This is a genomic window from Bacillus sp. FSL R10-2201 (assembly GCF_038008665.1).
In the GTDB taxonomy this organism is placed as follows: domain Bacteria; phylum Bacillota; class Bacilli; order Bacillales; family Bacillaceae_G; genus Bacillus_A; species Bacillus_A mycoides.
Genome location: NZ_JBBOZP010000001.1, coordinates 45,981 through 62,143 on the forward strand (window position 1 = coordinate 45,981; position 16,163 = coordinate 62,143).

The following is a 16,163-nucleotide window of genomic DNA, read 5'->3' on the forward strand; positions in this document are numbered from 1 at the left end:
CAGGTAAGATGGCCTAACGAGTTTGGAGTTTGGAGGTAGGAGAATGGATTTACATGTTGGAGAATTAGTTGAACGATATTCTCATAATAGGGATATTCTTTTTCGTATTATAGAAATAAAAGGCGATATGGCAATATTATTTGGAGAGGAAATTAGACTTGTGGCGGATGCACCACTTGCAGATTTAGTTAGTATAGATCAACGAGAACATAAAAATAGAGTGAAGCGTGAAAAAGAAACGATGGAGCGTACTTACCGGTTGTTTCAGCAAGATTACGTGTTGATGAAACAAAGACATGAACATAATTCAACTGGTGGATATACAAGTGAAGTGAATTATTTTCAAATGCCAGGACGTGTATTGCATATAGATGGAGATCCTTTATATTTGCGCAAGTGCTTGGATTTATATAATAAAATAGGCGTTCCTGTTCAAGGTATTCATTGTAAGGAAACGGAGATGCATGAAAAGGTAGTAGACTTAATAGATCATTTTCGCCCAGACATTTTAGTTATTACAGGACATGATGCATATACAAAGTCAAAAGGAGTTATGGGAGATTTAGCAGCATATAGACATTCTAGACATTTTGTACAGGCCGTTCGAGAAGTGCGGAAAAAGTATCCATCGTTAGATCAACTCGTTATTTTTGCTGGGGCTTGTCAATCACACTTTGAGGCGTTGATTCGGGCAGGTGCTAATTTTGCTAGTTCACCGTCTAGAATTAATATTCATGCTCTAGATCCTGTATATGTAGTTGGCAAAATTAGTTTCACTTCATTTATGGAAAGAGTAAATGTATGGGACGTTGTGCGTAATACAATTACTGGCGAAAAGGGACTAGGCGGAATTGAAACAAGAGGGATTTTACGAACAGGATTGCCCTTTCAACATTATGACGAATGAGCAAGGTACATACGTATCTTGCTTTTTTATGTGGAAATGATTTAAATGAGTCTGGATAAAAAGCGGCAAGAACGTGCAGACTATACAATGATACTTTTAGAATATAGTATTTCTTCTATCTATTTGAACGCATGATGCTTTTATAATGATATTGTCTGTGAATTGCGGTTAATAATTGGGATAGATATATCGTGTTTTAAGTGTTCAATCTAAATTACAGCGAGGTGTAGCAAAGTATATGTCAAAACGTTTAGATGAAATTAAAAGCGAATTAGATCACCATCTTGGACAGCGACTTATGTTAAAGGCAAATAGTGGGAGAAGAAAAACTGTGGAGCAATCAGGTGTACTTGCAGAAACGTATCGTTCTGTGTTTGTTGTACAATTAGACCAGCAAGAAGATGCATTGCAACGTGTATCTTATAGTTATGCAGATGTTTTAACAGAGACAGTAGAGCTAACATTTTACGATGAATCTCAAAATGAAGTATTTTATAATTAATGTATTTTTCGTTACATATATTCCCATAAATGAAAAGCTATATTATTTTGCATACTAATTATACCGTAGCAAAATAAGGAGGGACTCTGCATTGAGTAGACGAAGAGGAGTCATGTCAAATCAATTTAAAGAAGAGCTTGCAAAAGAGCTTGGCTTTTATGATGTTGTTCAGAAAGAAGGATGGGGCGGAATTCGTGCGAAAGATGCTGGTAATATGGTGAAACGTGCTATAGAAATTGCAGAACAGCAATTAATGAAACGAAACCAGTAGTTGTAAGATACTTTCTATGCTACGGTAGCCGAGGAGAGATTCCTCGGCTTTTTGCACGCTAAAAGGTGCCGTCATTTGACATAAGTAGTTTCATTCTGAATGCTTTTCGATATAATTAGGGAAGTGTCATCGTCTTACTATAAATTTATGGTAAAATAAACGATAAAAGATTGAGTACATAGAGTGGGTGAATAGATTGAAGCTACTAGTGAAAGCACCAGCAAAGATTAATCTGTCGTTAGATGTACTGGGAAAAAGACAAGATGGATATCATGAAGTGAAAATGATTATGACAACAATCGACTTGGCAGATCGTTTAGAGCTAACGGAATTAGCAGAAGACCGTATTGAAATTTTGTCCCATAATCGGTATGTCCCAGACGACCAACGCAATTTAGCTTATCAAGCAGCGAAATTATTAAAAGTGAAGTTTAATGTAAAAAAAGGTGTGTCTATTACTATTGAAAAAACGATTCCAGTAGCCGCTGGATTAGCAGGTGGAAGTAGTGATGCAGCAGCGACATTACGTGGCCTTAATAAGTTATGGAATTTAGGGCTAACAATCGATGAATTAGCAAAGCTTGGCGCAGAAATTGGTTCAGATGTATCGTTCTGTGTATATGGTGGAACTGCTATTGCCACTGGAAGAGGAGAAGAAATTGAACATATAAAGACTCCGCCTTCTTGTTGGGTTGTTTTAGCAAAGCCCCACATTGGTGTATCTACTGCTGACGTGTACGGAAATTTAAAATTAAATCGTGTTACTCATCCAAATGTAGATAAAATGGTTGAAGTCATTAACCATGGCGATTATAAAGGAATTTGTGATACTGTTGGTAACGTTTTAGAAGATGTGACGTTTGCGATGCATCCCGAGGTTGCACGTATTAAATCACAGATGAAACGCTTTGGGGCAGATGCCGTATTAATGAGTGGAAGTGGCCCAACTGTATTTGGTCTTGTACACCATGATTCGCGAATGCACCGCATATATAACGGGTTAAAAGGATTTTGCGAGCAAGTATATGCAGTGCGTTTATTAGGAGAGCGAGAAACGCTTGAATAAAGACGTATAATACGTTATGATTTGTTTAGAATATTCGTGATTTGAGGTGAGAGTATGAAAATTAGACGAAGTACAAGATTGGTCGATCTGACGTATTACTTGTTACAAAATCCTCGTCAGCTAGTTTCTCTCACTTTTTTTGCTGAAAGGTATCAATCGGCTAAATCTTCCATTAGTGAAGATTTAGTTATTATTAAGCAAACGTTTGAACAACAAGGTGTCGGCACATTGCAAACGGTACCAGGAGCAGCAGGAGGAGTGAAATATATTCCTTATATAAGTGAAGAAGAGGCAAATCTAATTATTAACGAGCTTTGTAGCTTATTTGAAAACCCAGACCGTATTTTGCCTGGCGGTTACTTATATATGACGGATCTTTTAAGTAATCCTCGCCAGATTAATGGCGCAGGTCGTTTATTTGCTTCTGTTTTTGCTAGGCAACCAATTGATGCGGTTATGACGGTAGCGACAAAAGGAATTCCGCTTGCTTATGCAGTAGCGAACTACTTAGATGTACCGGTAGTAATTGCGAGAAAAGATAATAAGGTAACAGAAGGACCCACTGTTAGTATTAACTATGTATCAGGTTCCTCTAAGCGAATCCAAACGATGACTTTAGCAAAGCGTAGCCTTCCAGAAGGGTCCAATGTTTTAATTATTGATGACTTTATGAAAGCTGGCGGAACCATTCAAGGTATGATGAGCATGCTAGAAGAGTTTAAAGCTAATGTTGTTGGGATTGGCGTATTAGTAGAGTCTACGGATATTGAAGAAAGACTTATTAATAACTTTGTATCATTAATTCGTCTGTCAGAAGTTGATGTGAAAGAAAAAGCGATTCAAGTGGAAAAGGGGAATTATGCACTTGCACCATTTGATAAAGGGCTTGTAGAGGCTGAGTAAAAAGGTAAAGCAGATAGCTTTACCTTTTTTTATTCCTATTTATAAATTACAAAATAGATGGACAAACTGCCTTTGGTACACTATTTTTAAAGAGTAAAAATAAATAATAAAAGGGTGAAAAGTATGAAAGTTGTTCAAACAAGCAAAGCACCACAGGCAATCGGACCATATTCACAAGGGATTATTGTAAATAATATGTTCTATAGTTCAGGACAAATTCCGTTAACGGCAAGTGGAGAACTTGTAACAGGAGATGTAACAGTACAAACAGAGCAAGTATTTGAAAATTTACAAGCGGTATTAGCAGAAGCAGGTGCTTCATTTGATACAGTGGTAAAAACAACAGTATTCTTGAAGGATATGGATGATTTTAATGCTGTTAATGAAGTATACGGTTCTTATTTCTCTACTCATAAACCAGCGCGTTCTTGTGTACAAGTAGCAAAATTACCGAAAGATGTTTCTGTTGAAATCGAAGTAATTGCCCTAGTTAAGTAACTCTTTGTAAGCGATAACCTCTACTAATCCTTATATTCAACTACAATAAAAATTTTTATCTTAAAAATTTTTAAAAAATTAAAGGGAAAATAGAAATTTTGTGGAATTTATACAAATATATCGCTTATTTAGAAAAGGGTGGTGAACACAAGATGGAAGTGACTGACGTAAGATTACGCCGCGTAAACACAGAAGGCCGCATGAGAGCAATTGCCTCTATTACTCTAGACCATGAATTTGTTGTTCATGATATTCGTTTAATTGATGGTAATAATGGATTATTTGTAGCAATGCCAAGTAAACGTACTCCAGATGGAGAATTCCGTGACATTGCACATCCAATTAATTCTAATACACGCTCTAAAATTCAAGATGCGGTTTTAACAGAGTATCATCGTTTAGGCGAGTTAGAAGAGGTTGAGTTTGAAGAAGCAGGCGCTTCGTAAAATTCGAATGAAAAGGGCTTTTGAAAGAAAGTCTTATAATTTTGTAGCAAACTCCTGTAAGCATTTACAGGAGTTTGTTTTTTTTTTTTTTGAATAATACACGTTTCTAATTATAAAAATTCATATTTTGAAAAAATAAAGATGAAAAACTTCTAATTTTTTCAAAATCATTTAAAATAGTATAGCTTATTCCTTAAAAAAGATACTAAAGAGTAAAACATCTTATAAGAATTATGGTAAAATTTAATAGTTATAATGTGTTTCTTGAAATATATGATGATTTAGGATAATATCGTTAATGGATAAATAGGTTGCGATGGAGGGTCTATATGTCAAACAGATTTGCAGTGATTCTAGCTGCAGGTAAAGGCACACGTATGAAGTCCAAGCTATACAAAGTGCTGCATCCTGTATGTGGAAAACCAATGGTACAACATGTAGTCAATGAAGTATCTCAATTAGGATTGCAGAAACTTGTAACAGTCGTTGGACATGGTGCTGAAAAGGTACAAGAACAGCTAGGAAACGTAAGTGAGTTTGCATTACAAGCAGAACAACTTGGTACAGCTCATGCTGTCGATCAAGCTGCAAGTGTACTTGCAAATGAAGAGGGAACAACTTTAGTTATTTGTGGTGATACACCTCTAATAACTGCTGAAACGATGGAAGCATTGCTTCAGCAACACGAAGAAGCGGGAGCAATGGCGACGGTACTAACAGCGTACATAGAAGAGCCTGCTGGATATGGCCGTATCGTTCGTAATGAGAATGGTCATGTTGAAAAGATTGTTGAGCATAAGGATGCGAATGAAAAAGAATTAGCTATTAAAGAAATCAATACAGGTACGTATTGTTTTGATAATAAAGCTTTATTTGCTTCACTTTCTAAAGTTTCAAATGATAATGTACAGGGCGAATATTACCTTCCGGACGTTATTGAAATTTTAAAAAATGAAGGTCATATTGTATCAGCTTATCAAACAGAGCACTTCGATGAAACGTTAGGTGTTAACGACAGAGTCGCTCTATCGCAAGCGGAAATTATTATGAAAAATCGTATCAACAGAAAGAACATGGTAAATGGTGTTACAATTATTGATCCAAGTAACACATACATTTCTGCGGATGCAATTATTGGTAGTGATACAGTTCTTCACCCAGGAACGGTTATTGAGGGGAACACTGTAATTGGTTCTGATTGTGAAATTGGACCGCATACAGTAATTCGCGATAGTGAAATTGGAGATCGTACGGTAATTCGTCAATCTACTGTACATGACAGCAAACTTGGTACAGAAGTATCAGTTGGTCCATTTGCACATATTCGCCCAGATTCAGTTATTGGAGATGAAGTGCGCGTTGGAAACTTCGTAGAAATCAAAAAAACTGTTTTTGGTAATAGAAGTAAAGCTTCACACTTAAGTTATATCGGGGATGCACAAGTTGGAGAAGACGTGAATCTTGGTTGTGGTTCAATTACGGTGAACTACGACGGCAAGAATAAATTTAAAACTGTAATTGGTAACGGGGTATTTATTGGATGTAATTCAAACCTTGTTGCTCCTGTAACAGTTGAAGATGGTGCTTATGTGGCAGCAGGCTCTACAATAACAGAGAATGTTCCATCAAAAGCATTATCAGTAGCACGTGCACGTCAAGTTAACAAAGAAGACTATGTTGATCAATTGCTGAATAAGAAAAAATCATAATGTGGAGGGTTAATCTAGATGTCGACTCAATATCTAAATTCTAATTTGAAAGTATTCTCTTTAAACTCTAATAAGGAACTTGCTGAGCAAATCGCAAAGCATATTGGAGTAGGACTAGGAAAATGTTCTGTTGATCGTTTTAGTGATGGAGAAGTTCAAATTAACATTGAAGAAAGTATCCGTGGTTGCGATGTATTCATTATTCAATCTACAAGCTTCCCAGTAAACGAACATATCATGGAATTACTTATTATGATTGATGCATTAAAACGTGCATCTGCAAAAACAATTAATATTGTTATTCCTTACTATGGTTATGCGCGTCAAGACCGTAAAGCGCGTTCTCGTGAACCAATTACATCGAAACTTGTAGCAAACTTGCTTGAAACAGCAGGTGCAACTCGTGTAATCACTCTAGATTTACATGCTCCGCAAATTCAAGGATTCTTTGATATCCCGATCGACCACTTAATGGGTGTACCGATTCTTTCAGACTACTTTGAAGCAAAAGGCCTTAAAGATATCGTAATCGTATCTCCTGATCACGGTGGTGTAACGCGTGCTAGAAAAATGGCGGATCGCCTAAAAGCGCCAATCGCTATTATTGATAAGCGTCGTCCTCGTCCGAATGTATCTGAGGTAATGAACATTATCGGTAACATCGAAGGCAAAACAGCAATTTTAATTGATGACATCATTGATACAGCTGGTACAATTACATTAGCGGCAAACGCTCTTGTTGAGAACGGTGCTTCTGAAGTATATGCTTGCTGTACACACCCAGTATTATCTGGTCCAGCAATTGAGCGTATTCAAAATTCGAATATTAAAGAGTTAGTTGTAACGAACTCTATTGTATTACCAGAAGAGAAGAAAATTGATAAAGTACATGAACTTTCAGTTGCTCCATTAATCGGAGAAGCAATCATTCGTGTATACGAAGAAGAATCTGTAAGTGTATTATTCAATTAATTGGATAGAATGAGACGTAACCAAGCTTGGTTACGTCTTTTCGTATCGAAAAAAGAAAGTAGTGGTACAAGAATGAAATTAATAGTAGGACTTGGGAACCCAGGTAGAGAATATGAATTAACAAGGCATAATATTGGATTTATGGCAATCGATGAACTTGCAAAACGTTGGAGTATTTCTTTGAATGAACAAAAGTTTAAAGGGGTATTTGGCGCAGGTTTTGTTAATGGGGAAAAAGTAATCTTACTAAAGCCACTTACATATATGAATTTATCTGGGGAAAGTATCCGTCCACTCATGGATTATTATAAAATTGATGTCGAGGACTTCATTGTTATGTACGATGATTTAGATATTCCTGTAGGTAAATTACGCCTTCGCATGAAAGGTAGTGCGGGTGGACATAATGGTGTGAAATCAACAATTTCACATTTAGGAACACAAGAATTTCAACGTATCCGCATGGGAATCGATCGTCCGAAAAATGGGATAAAAGTAGTGGATTACGTATTAGGACGTTTTACATCTGAAGAAATATCTGGCGTTAATCAATCCATTGAAAATGCAGCAGATGCATGTGAGGAATGGTTAAATAAACCTTTTCTCCAAATCATGAATACTTTTAATAGTTAAGCGCACAATCTGGAATATTTTATTTTGTTTTATCCCATACTAGTAGCAATTGGATATTTAGGAGGCTAGTATGGAAGGTTATTATTACTGTAGACATTGTGGAAGTAATGTGGGCTCCATTATCGCAGAAAAAGTATATAGCGACGTTTTGTTTCAACTAACAGAGCAAGAAGTAGTGGATATGATTCATTTTCATGAGAATGGAAATATATATATAAAAACGATTTGTGAATCGTGTCAAGAAACGCTCGCATCTTATCCTGAGTATTATGAATATGAAAAATTTCTGCAATAAAATGTTGTCGCTTTGGCATGTCCAAAGCATTTTTCTGTTTTCTTTTTCCAAAATATTTGCATAAAATATAGTAACTTGCTCTTTATGTTGAGAGGAGTTTTGAAAATGATAGGTTTATTAGAGCAATTTTATAAAAATGAAGAAATACAATCGGTTATTAATGGGCTAGAAGATGGGTTGAAAGAACAACTTGTATCGGGTATGGCAACATCCTCTCGTTCATTATTAATGGCAGCTTTATATAAAAAGACAAAGCAATCACAACTTATCGTGACGCACAATTTATACCAAGCACAAAAAGTACATGAAGATTTAGTGGCGTTACTTGGTGAAAAAGATGTTTGGCTATATCCGGTAAATGAATTGATAGCATCGGAGGTTGGTGTTGCAAGTCCAGAATTGAAGGCACAGCGTATTGAAGTGTTAAATCGCTTAGCTGCAGGAGAGAATGGGATTATTGTAGCGCCAGTTGCAGGGCTGCGTAGGTTTTTACCAATAAAAGAATTATGGAAGCAAAGGCAAATTGAAATCAATCTAGGGCAAGAGATTGATTTAGATGCACTCTTGCATACTTTACATCATATTGGCTACGAGCGTAAGTCAATGGTAGAAGCTCCAGGAGAGTTCAGTTTACGCGGGGGAATATTAGATATTTACCCATTAACGGAAGAATTACCGTTTCGTATTGAATTCTTCGATACAGAAGTCGATTCTATTCGATTGTTTGATGTGGATGAACAGCGTTCTCAAGATAAAAAGGAAAGTGTTAAGTTCGGTCCAGCAACAGAGTTTTTATTTTCACAGGAAGAATTGAAATCGGGAATTAAGCATCTTGAAGAAGGTTTGACTAAGACGATGCAAAAGCTTTCCGATGATAAATTAAAGACTACTGTGCTTGAGACGGTTAGTCATGAAATTGAAATGTTGAAAAACGGGCAGAGTATAGAACAAATGTTTAAATATTTATCTATTTTCTATAAAGAACCTGCTAGTCTGATAGATTATTTACCAGAAAATGGTGTTGTGATTTTAGATGAGATTTCCCGTATTCAAGAAACAGCATCACATCTTGAAACAGAAGAAGCGGAATGGTATATCTCACTTCTTGGCGAAGGAACAATTATTCAGGATTTATCTTTCTCCCACTCGTTTGAGGAGTTTCTTCATAATAAAAAAAGAAGTTTTGTATATTTAACGTTATTCTTACGCCATATAGCACACACACATCCTCAAAATATTGTAAATGTGACATGTAAAACGATGCAAGATTTCCACGGACAGATGCATTTGTTAAAAACTGAAATTGATAGATGGAATGAAGGTAATTTTACGACCGTTGTGCTTGGAACAGATGATGAACGTGTAAAAAAACTACAACATATTTTAAGTGATTATGATATTGATGCAGACATTGTAGAGGCGACAGATATCTTATTGCCTGGAAGGTTACAAATTGCTGTAGGTGATTTACATGCAGGCTTTGAAATGCCGATGCAAAAGTTTGTTGTCATTACTGAAAAGGAGCTTTTTCATAAGAAGGTTAAAAAATCACAACGTAAGCAAAAGTTATCTAACGCTGAACGTATTAAAAGTTATTCGGAATTAAAAGTTGGAGACCATGTAGTTCATGTAAATCATGGTATAGGTAAATTTTTAGGTATTGAGACATTAGAGATTAATGGTGTTCATAAAGATTATTTAAATATTAAATATCAAGGTAATGATAAGTTATACGTTCCAATTGAACAAATTGATCAAGTGCAAAAATACGTAGGGTCTGAAGGTAAGGAACCAAAAGTTTATAAATTAGGCGGAAATGATTGGAAGAAGGTCAAAACGAAAGTTGAAAAATCTGTACAAGACATTGCAGATGACCTAATTAAATTATATGCCGAGCGTGAAGCTTCGAAAGGTTATGCATATACACCAGATACGGCAGAGCAACAAGAGTTTGAATCTTTATTCCCATATCAAGAGACAGAGGATCAATTACGTTCTATTGAAGAGATTAAGAAAGATATGGAACGCGGACGTCCGATGGATAGGCTTCTTTGTGGTGACGTAGGATATGGAAAGACGGAAGTAGCTATTCGTGCGGCATTTAAAGCAATTATGGATGAAAAACAAGTTGCGATTTTAGTACCAACAACAATCCTTGCACAACAACACTATGAAACAATTCGAGAGCGTTTTCAAGATTACCCGATTAATATAGGGTTACTAAGTAGATTCCGCACACGAAAACAACAAAATGAAACGATTAAAGGTTTAAAAGATGGAACGGTGGATATTGTAATCGGAACGCATCGTATTTTATCTAAAGATGTTACTTATAAAGATTTAGGACTTCTTATTATTGATGAAGAACAAAGATTCGGCGTTACACATAAAGAAAAAATTAAACAATTGAAAGCAAATGTTGACGTGTTAACATTAACGGCAACTCCGATTCCACGTACACTTCATATGTCTATGCTTGGTGTGCGCGATTTATCTGTTATTGAGACACCACCAGAGAATCGTTTCCCAGTACAAACATATGTAGTAGAGTATAATCCAGCGTTAATGCGAGAAGCGATAGAGCGAGAGTTAGCAAGAGGCGGTCAAATTTACTTCCTATATAACCGTGTGGAGGATATTGAAAGAAAAGCAGATGAAATTTCGATGTTAGTTCCAGATGCTCGTGTAACATACGCACATGGGAAAATGAATGAAGGTGAATTAGAGTCTGTTATGCTATCGTTTTTAGAAGGGCAGCATGATGTTCTTGTAAGTACAACAATTATTGAGACGGGTGTAGATATTCCGAATGTAAATACATTAATTGTATTTGATGCAGATCGTATGGGACTATCGCAGTTGTATCAGCTTCGTGGTCGTGTTGGGCGTTCTAATCGCGTCGCGTATGCATACTTTGCATACAAACGTGATAAAGTGTTATCGGAAGTTGCAGAGAGGCGTCTGCAAGCAATTAAAGAGTTTACAGAGCTTGGATCTGGTTTCAAAATTGCGATGAGAGACTTATCAATTCGTGGTGCGGGTAATTTGTTAGGGGCAGAACAACATGGATTTATTGATTCTGTCGGATTTGATCTATATTCTCAAATGTTAAAAGATGCAATTGAGCAACGTAGAGGAACAGACGGAGTTGAAAATACCGTTAATGTTGAAATTGATTTAGAAGTAGATGCGTATTTACCGGATGCGTACATTTCAGATAGTAAACAAAAAATTATGATGTATAAACAATTTAGAGGTATTTCTGCAATTGAAGATATTGAAGAGTTGCAGGAAGAGATGATCGACAGATTTGGTGATTATCCACAAGAAGTTGGTTATTTATTACAAATTGCAAACATTAAAGTGTTGGCGATGAAAGAAAAAATTGAGTTAATTAAGCAAAATAAATTTGAAGTAACATTCCTGTTTTCTGAACAAGCGAGCCAAAATATAGATGGTGGAAAATTATTCATGCTAGGAAGTAGTTTTGGCCGTATGATCGGTCTTGGTATGGAGGGGTCACAATTGAAAATTGTGATGAAAACGAATGGATTAGAGACGTCGAAATGGTTAACAATTGCTGAAAATTTATTAAAAGGCTTGCCAGATGTAAAAAAAGAAGTAATAAATGCCTAATATAAGATAAAAAATACAATTCGACGTGCATAGAAGAACTAATGTGTAAAATACTATGTTTAATAGTTGGTGATTTTTACATGAACAGGTAAATTCACCACTTTGATCATCAGTAGAAAGTGAGGCAGCATTAGAATGAAAGCAACTGGAATCGTACGTCGAATTGATGATTTAGGCAGGGTAGTAATTCCGAAGGAAATTCGTAGAACTTTACGTATTCGTGAGGGAGATCCACTAGAAATATTTGTTGATCGCGATGGAGAAGTGATTTTGAAAAAATATTCTCCAATTAGTGAACTAGGTAATTTTGCAAAGGAATATACGGAAGCTTTATACGATAGCTTAGGACATAATGTGCTTGTATGCGATCGTGATTCTATTATCGCAGTAGCAGGCGCATCTAAAAAAGAATACTTAAATAAAAGTGTTGGCGATTTAATTGAGAAGACAATGGAAGAGCGTAAGTCTGTAATTATGACAGATGAAAGCGAAATTTCAATTATTGATGGAGTAACAGAAAAAGTGAGCTCTTATACAATTGGCTCGATTATTGCAAATGGAGATCCAATCGGAGCTGTCGTTATCTTCTCTAAAGAGGCTATTATAAGTGAAGTAGAGCATAAATCAGTAAATACAGCTGCAAGCTTTTTAGCGAAACAAATGGAGCAGTAGCGAAGTGTAATTTCTATAAGTAGCAATCTTTCCTAATTATGATATTTCTATTTGAGAAATTAACTATTTGGAGATATAAGTATATTGAACGAAGGTAGCGCTTTGCTACCTTTTTTCATTGAATATTTTTGCTGTTGAAAGAAGTCAGTGAATGTAAGGAATATGAAGGAGAGCCAGTTTTTCTTTGTGATATAATACGAGGGGTGAGAATAGAAAAAGGAGTTTTCTTGTATGGAAGCGAAGAAGTACCAAGCCTTTTGGCGTGGGGCTATTATATTAACAATCGCAAGTTTTGTTACGAAGGTATTAAGCGCTTTTTACCGTATTCCATATCAAAATATAGCGGGTGATGTTGGTTTTTATATTTACCAACAAATTTATCCGTTTTATGGATTTTGTTTGATTTTAGCTACTTATGGGTTTCCCATTATTATTTCAAAAATGGTCGCAGAAAGATTAGAACGAGGAAAACAAAAAGAAGCAGAAGAAATTATTTGTGTATCTTTTTGGTTTTTATTAGGAATTGGATTTATAGGGTTTTTTACATTATTCTTTGGGGCCGAAACAATTGCATCGGCTATGGGCGATATACATTTAGATAAATTATTACGTGTTATTTCGTTTTCATTCCTACTAATGCCATTTTTATCTGTAGCGAGAGGATATTTTCAAGGTTTCAATAATATGATGCCGACGGCTGTTTCGCAAGTAATTGAACAAACGATTCGTGTTTCTATTATTGTATTTTTATCACTATTCCTTATTGCTCATGGATTTGATTTATATACAGTTGGTGCGGGTGCCATGCTAGGTTCAATTGCAGGCGGGCTTATTGGGATTATCGTACTTTTACTTTATATGCGTCATGATTTCCATGCTATTTTCTTCAAAAGATGGAAGGGAATTAGAAATAAAAAAGGGATTGTTCGAATCCTTTTTTGGCAGGGATTAGCGATTTGTGTTAGTAATTTAGTCCTTATTTTTATACAAATGGCGGATTCTATTTCCTTGTATACTTTGCTTATTCGTGCGGGAGAGCAAGTTGAAAATGCAAAGGTACTAAAAGGTGTTTATGATAGAAGTATCCCGCTTATGCAATTAGGTACTGTTGTGACAACTTCTTTCTCATTGTCACTTATTCCTATTATTACAGCGGCGAAAGAAAGAGGAGATCTTTCATTTATTCAAGAAAAGGTAAAGTTAGCAATGAAAATAACATTTGTTATTGGATCTGCAGCTGCTATTGGATTAACTTGTATTATTCAACCTACAAATATTATGTTGTTTGAAAATAGTGATGGATCAGATGTGTTATCGATTTTATCTTTATCTATTTTATTTAGTTCATTGTCAATTACAACTGCTTCCATTTTGCAAGGAGTGGGACAAACATTAAAACCAGCAATATTCGTTGTATTTGGAGGTTGTTTGAAGTTAGTTTTAAACTATATATTAATGCCGTATTTTGGTGTAAAGGGAGCTGCAATTGCAACTTTAGTTGCGCTTATTGTAATTGCCTTGCTAAATAGTGTGTTACTTATGCGAGCTGTATCGGAGCCGCTTATTGATAGGCGGAATATGTTAGGTGTAGCTATTAGTGGTATCGGTATGGGGTTTGTATTAATAATCTTTATGCGTATGTTACGAATGTCCGGATTAGTAATTGATACAGGACATAGAGGAATTGCGACGCTTGAAGCGCTGTTAGGTGTAGCTATCGGTGGATTAGCATATATGTTTTTAATTTTAAAATTACGTGTATTTACAAAAGAAGAATTAGGAAACGTTATGAAACAAGAGAAAAAAGAAGGTTCATTGAAGAAGAGTGGATAGAGGTGACTGGTTGTGAGTGGAATCATTACTATTTTAGGATTAGGTGCTGGTGAGTTAGATCAGTTAACAATGGGTGTATATCGAAAGATAAAAGAAGCAGACCATATGTTTGTTAGAACGAAGGAGCACCCAGTTATAGAAGAATTGGAGAAAGAAGCTATAAAGTATACGGCCTTTGATAATGTATATGAGGCACATGATACATTTGAAATCGTATATGAAACAATTGCGAATACATTGCTAGAACAAGCTAAAGGCGCAGAAATTATTTATGCTGTTCCAGGTCATCCGCTTGTAGCAGAAAGAACAGTTCAGCTACTTTTGGAAAAAGGAGAAGCAGCAAATATTGAAGTGCGAATTGAAGGTGGACAAAGTTTCCTTGATCCGATGTTCGCAAGTCTAAAAATTGATCCGATTGAAGGGTTCCAATTAATTGATGCTACATCATTTGAAAGAGGACAATTAGAATTACGTCAACATTTAATCTTTTGCCAGGTGTATGATGCATTCGTTGCTTCAGATGTGAAGCTAACGTTAATGGAGATTTTGCCAGATGATTACGAAGTGTATATCGTAACAGCTGCAGGGACTTCATTCGAGCAAGTGAAAAAGGTATCGTTATACATGTTAGATCACGAAACAGAATTAAATAATTTAACGAGTGTGTATGTACCGCCAGTTAAGGAACGTGCGTCCTTATATCAGCAATTTGATGTGCTTAGAGCAATTATTGCTGATCTTCGTGGACCGAATGGTTGCCCATGGGATAAAAAGCAAACTCATCAATCTTTAAAGAAATACTTAATTGAAGAAGCGTATGAAGTGCTAGAAGCAATTGATGAAGAGGATGATGATCATTTAGTAGAAGAACTAGGTGATATATTATTACAAGTTATGCTTCATGCCCAAATTGGAGAGGATGAAGGTTGGTTCTCTATAGATGATATTATTCGGACTTTAGCTGAGAAAATGGTTCGTCGTCATCCGCATGTGTTTGGGGATACGGATGTAAATAATGCTGATGAAGTGATTGCAAATTGGGAAGAAATTAAAAAACAAGAAAAGGGATTCGTGAAAGAATCTGTTTTAGCGGGTATTCCAAAAAGCTTGCCACAACTAATGCGTGCTTATGAAATTCAGAAGAAAGCTGGAAAGGTTGGATTTGATTGGGTTGATGTGCAGCCGATGATAGAGAAGGCCTTAGAAGAATGGCAAGAATTCCAACAAGAAGTTGTAAACATGGATGAGAAAAAGATGCTAGGTGAATTTGGTGATTTACTATTTGCATTTGTGAATATAGCTCGTCATTATAAATTAGATCCAGAAGAAGCGCTACGTTCAACTAATGAGAAATTTATGGATCGCTTTTTATACATGGAAGCAAAAGTAGCTGAAATGAATAAGGAAATGCAAGATTTATCATTAGAACAGTTAGATATTTTATGGGAAGAGGCAAAACAAACAGAGCGTTAATAGGGGGATTTGATATGCGTCTAGATAAATTTTTGAAAGTATCACGTTTAATTAAAAGAAGAACATTAGCAAAAGAAGTGTCTGACCAAGGAAGAATTTCGATTAATGGCCAAGTGGCAAAAGCGAGTTCAGATGTGAAGGTAGAGGATGAATTAACAATTCGTTTCGGGCAAAAAATAGTAACTGTGAAAGTAAATGAATTGAAAGAAACAACTAAAAAAGAAGATGCAGCAAACATGTATAGTCTCGTTCGTGAGGAAAAGGTGAAAGCGGAAGAAGGCTTGTTCTAAAATAGGTTAGCCCTTCATACATTACTATTAGCTAGTATAAAGCTATGGGGGGATTTT

Annotated in this window: 16 protein-coding genes; all 16 read left to right on the forward strand. The window is 35.8% G+C overall.

Features of this window, described 5'->3' with window-relative positions; all coding sequences use genetic code 11:
- The first annotated feature begins 43 nt into the window (after window positions 1–43).
- The 16 genes from yabG to NSQ69_RS00320 all read left to right on the forward strand — a co-directional run bounded on the left by yabG (window position 44) and on the right by NSQ69_RS00320 (window position 16,106).
- Complete coding sequence (gene yabG, locus NSQ69_RS00245) at window positions 44–907, forward strand: sporulation peptidase YabG (protein ID WP_002009651.1); 864 nt, start codon at window positions 44–46, stop codon at window positions 905–907.
- A 238-nt stretch (window positions 908–1,145) separates the two neighbouring features.
- Window positions 1,146–1,409, forward strand: a complete 264-nt coding sequence (gene veg / locus NSQ69_RS00250; RefSeq protein ID WP_002009653.1) for a biofilm formation stimulator Veg — start codon at window positions 1,146–1,148, stop codon at window positions 1,407–1,409.
- 91 nt (window positions 1,410–1,500) lie between these two features.
- Window positions 1,501–1,680 carry an acid-soluble spore protein SspF gene (gene sspF, locus NSQ69_RS00255; protein WP_002094215.1) on the forward strand — a complete coding sequence of 60 codons (180 nt, stop codon included), beginning with the start codon at window positions 1,501–1,503 and terminating at the stop codon, window positions 1,678–1,680.
- Between the two features lie 196 nt (window positions 1,681–1,876).
- On the forward strand, window positions 1,877–2,746 hold the full coding sequence (gene ispE / locus NSQ69_RS00260; protein WP_012260164.1) for a 4-(cytidine 5'-diphospho)-2-C-methyl-D-erythritol kinase: 870 nt from the start codon (window positions 1,877–1,879) through the stop codon (window positions 2,744–2,746).
- A 54-nt stretch (window positions 2,747–2,800) separates the two neighbouring features.
- Entirely contained in the window at window positions 2,801–3,649 is an 849-nt protein-coding gene (purR, locus tag NSQ69_RS00265) for a pur operon repressor (protein ID WP_002091587.1), read from the forward strand.
- Between the two features lie 123 nt (window positions 3,650–3,772).
- Complete coding sequence (locus NSQ69_RS00270) at window positions 3,773–4,147, forward strand: RidA family protein (RefSeq protein WP_000869819.1); 375 nt, start codon at window positions 3,773–3,775, stop codon at window positions 4,145–4,147.
- A 152-nt stretch (window positions 4,148–4,299) separates the two neighbouring features.
- Complete coding sequence (spoVG, locus tag NSQ69_RS00275; protein WP_341098860.1) at window positions 4,300–4,593, forward strand: septation regulator SpoVG; 294 nt, start codon at window positions 4,300–4,302, stop codon at window positions 4,591–4,593.
- A gap of 329 nt (window positions 4,594–4,922) precedes the next feature.
- Window positions 4,923–6,302, forward strand: coding sequence for a bifunctional UDP-N-acetylglucosamine diphosphorylase/glucosamine-1-phosphate N-acetyltransferase GlmU (gene glmU, locus NSQ69_RS00280; protein WP_002091584.1), 1,380 nt, complete (start codon window positions 4,923–4,925; stop codon window positions 6,300–6,302).
- An 18-nt stretch (window positions 6,303–6,320) separates the two neighbouring features.
- On the forward strand, window positions 6,321–7,274 hold the full coding sequence (locus NSQ69_RS00285) for a ribose-phosphate diphosphokinase (protein ID WP_002091580.1): 954 nt from the start codon (window positions 6,321–6,323) through the stop codon (window positions 7,272–7,274).
- A gap of 72 nt (window positions 7,275–7,346) precedes the next feature.
- A complete protein-coding gene (gene pth, locus NSQ69_RS00290) occupies window positions 7,347–7,907 on the forward strand; it encodes an aminoacyl-tRNA hydrolase (protein ID WP_087943057.1) in 561 nt (186 codons plus the stop codon).
- Between the two features lie 70 nt (window positions 7,908–7,977).
- The gene (locus NSQ69_RS00295) at window positions 7,978–8,202 is read left to right on the forward strand and encodes an anti-sigma-F factor Fin family protein (RefSeq protein WP_002091576.1); all 225 of its coding nucleotides are present in this window, start codon (window positions 7,978–7,980) and stop codon (window positions 8,200–8,202) included.
- Window positions 8,203–8,307: 105 nt separating this feature from the next.
- The gene (mfd, locus tag NSQ69_RS00300) at window positions 8,308–11,838 is read left to right on the forward strand and encodes a transcription-repair coupling factor (RefSeq protein WP_002130216.1); all 3,531 of its coding nucleotides are present in this window, start codon (window positions 8,308–8,310) and stop codon (window positions 11,836–11,838) included.
- Window positions 11,839–11,973: 135 nt separating this feature from the next.
- Complete coding sequence (gene spoVT / locus NSQ69_RS00305; RefSeq protein ID WP_002009670.1) at window positions 11,974–12,510, forward strand: stage V sporulation protein T; 537 nt, start codon at window positions 11,974–11,976, stop codon at window positions 12,508–12,510.
- A 231-nt stretch (window positions 12,511–12,741) separates the two neighbouring features.
- Complete coding sequence (locus NSQ69_RS00310; protein ID WP_002130218.1) at window positions 12,742–14,343, forward strand: putative polysaccharide biosynthesis protein; 1,602 nt, start codon at window positions 12,742–12,744, stop codon at window positions 14,341–14,343.
- Between the two features lie 12 nt (window positions 14,344–14,355).
- Entirely contained in the window at window positions 14,356–15,816 is a 1,461-nt protein-coding gene (gene mazG, locus NSQ69_RS00315) for a nucleoside triphosphate pyrophosphohydrolase (protein WP_002009675.1), read from the forward strand.
- A 14-nt stretch (window positions 15,817–15,830) separates the two neighbouring features.
- Window positions 15,831–16,106 (forward strand): RNA-binding S4 domain-containing protein, encoded by a 276-nt coding sequence (locus NSQ69_RS00320; RefSeq protein WP_002009677.1) that lies wholly within the window; start codon window positions 15,831–15,833, stop codon window positions 16,104–16,106.
- Window positions 16,107–16,163 lie beyond the last annotated feature (57 nt).

Bases quoted from the DNA above. Each gene is read 5' to 3' on its own strand.
- NSQ69_RS00320 (WP_002009677.1), top strand. From the start codon at position 15,831: ATGCGTCTAGATAAATTTTTGAAAGTATCACGTTTAATTAAAAGAAGA.
- spoVT (WP_002009670.1), top strand. From the start codon at position 11,974: ATGAAAGCAACTGGAATCGTACGTCGAATTGATGATTTAGGCAGGGTA.
- NSQ69_RS00295 (WP_002091576.1), top strand. From the start codon at position 7,978: ATGGAAGGTTATTATTACTGTAGACATTGTGGAAGTAATGTGGGCTCC.
- spoVG (WP_341098860.1), top strand. From the start codon at position 4,300: ATGGAAGTGACTGACGTAAGATTACGCCGCGTAAACACAGAAGGCCGC.
- NSQ69_RS00285 (WP_002091580.1), top strand. From the start codon at position 6,321: ATGTCGACTCAATATCTAAATTCTAATTTGAAAGTATTCTCTTTAAAC.
- mfd (WP_002130216.1), top strand. From the start codon at position 8,308: ATGATAGGTTTATTAGAGCAATTTTATAAAAATGAAGAAATACAATCG.
- NSQ69_RS00270 (WP_000869819.1), top strand. From the start codon at position 3,773: ATGAAAGTTGTTCAAACAAGCAAAGCACCACAGGCAATCGGACCATAT.
- pth (WP_087943057.1), top strand. From the start codon at position 7,347: ATGAAATTAATAGTAGGACTTGGGAACCCAGGTAGAGAATATGAATTA.
- veg (WP_002009653.1), top strand. From the start codon at position 1,146: ATGTCAAAACGTTTAGATGAAATTAAAAGCGAATTAGATCACCATCTT.
- NSQ69_RS00310 (WP_002130218.1), top strand. From the start codon at position 12,742: ATGGAAGCGAAGAAGTACCAAGCCTTTTGGCGTGGGGCTATTATATTA.
- yabG (WP_002009651.1), top strand. From the start codon at position 44: ATGGATTTACATGTTGGAGAATTAGTTGAACGATATTCTCATAATAGG.
- purR (WP_002091587.1), top strand. From the start codon at position 2,801: ATGAAAATTAGACGAAGTACAAGATTGGTCGATCTGACGTATTACTTG.
- glmU (WP_002091584.1), top strand. From the start codon at position 4,923: ATGTCAAACAGATTTGCAGTGATTCTAGCTGCAGGTAAAGGCACACGT.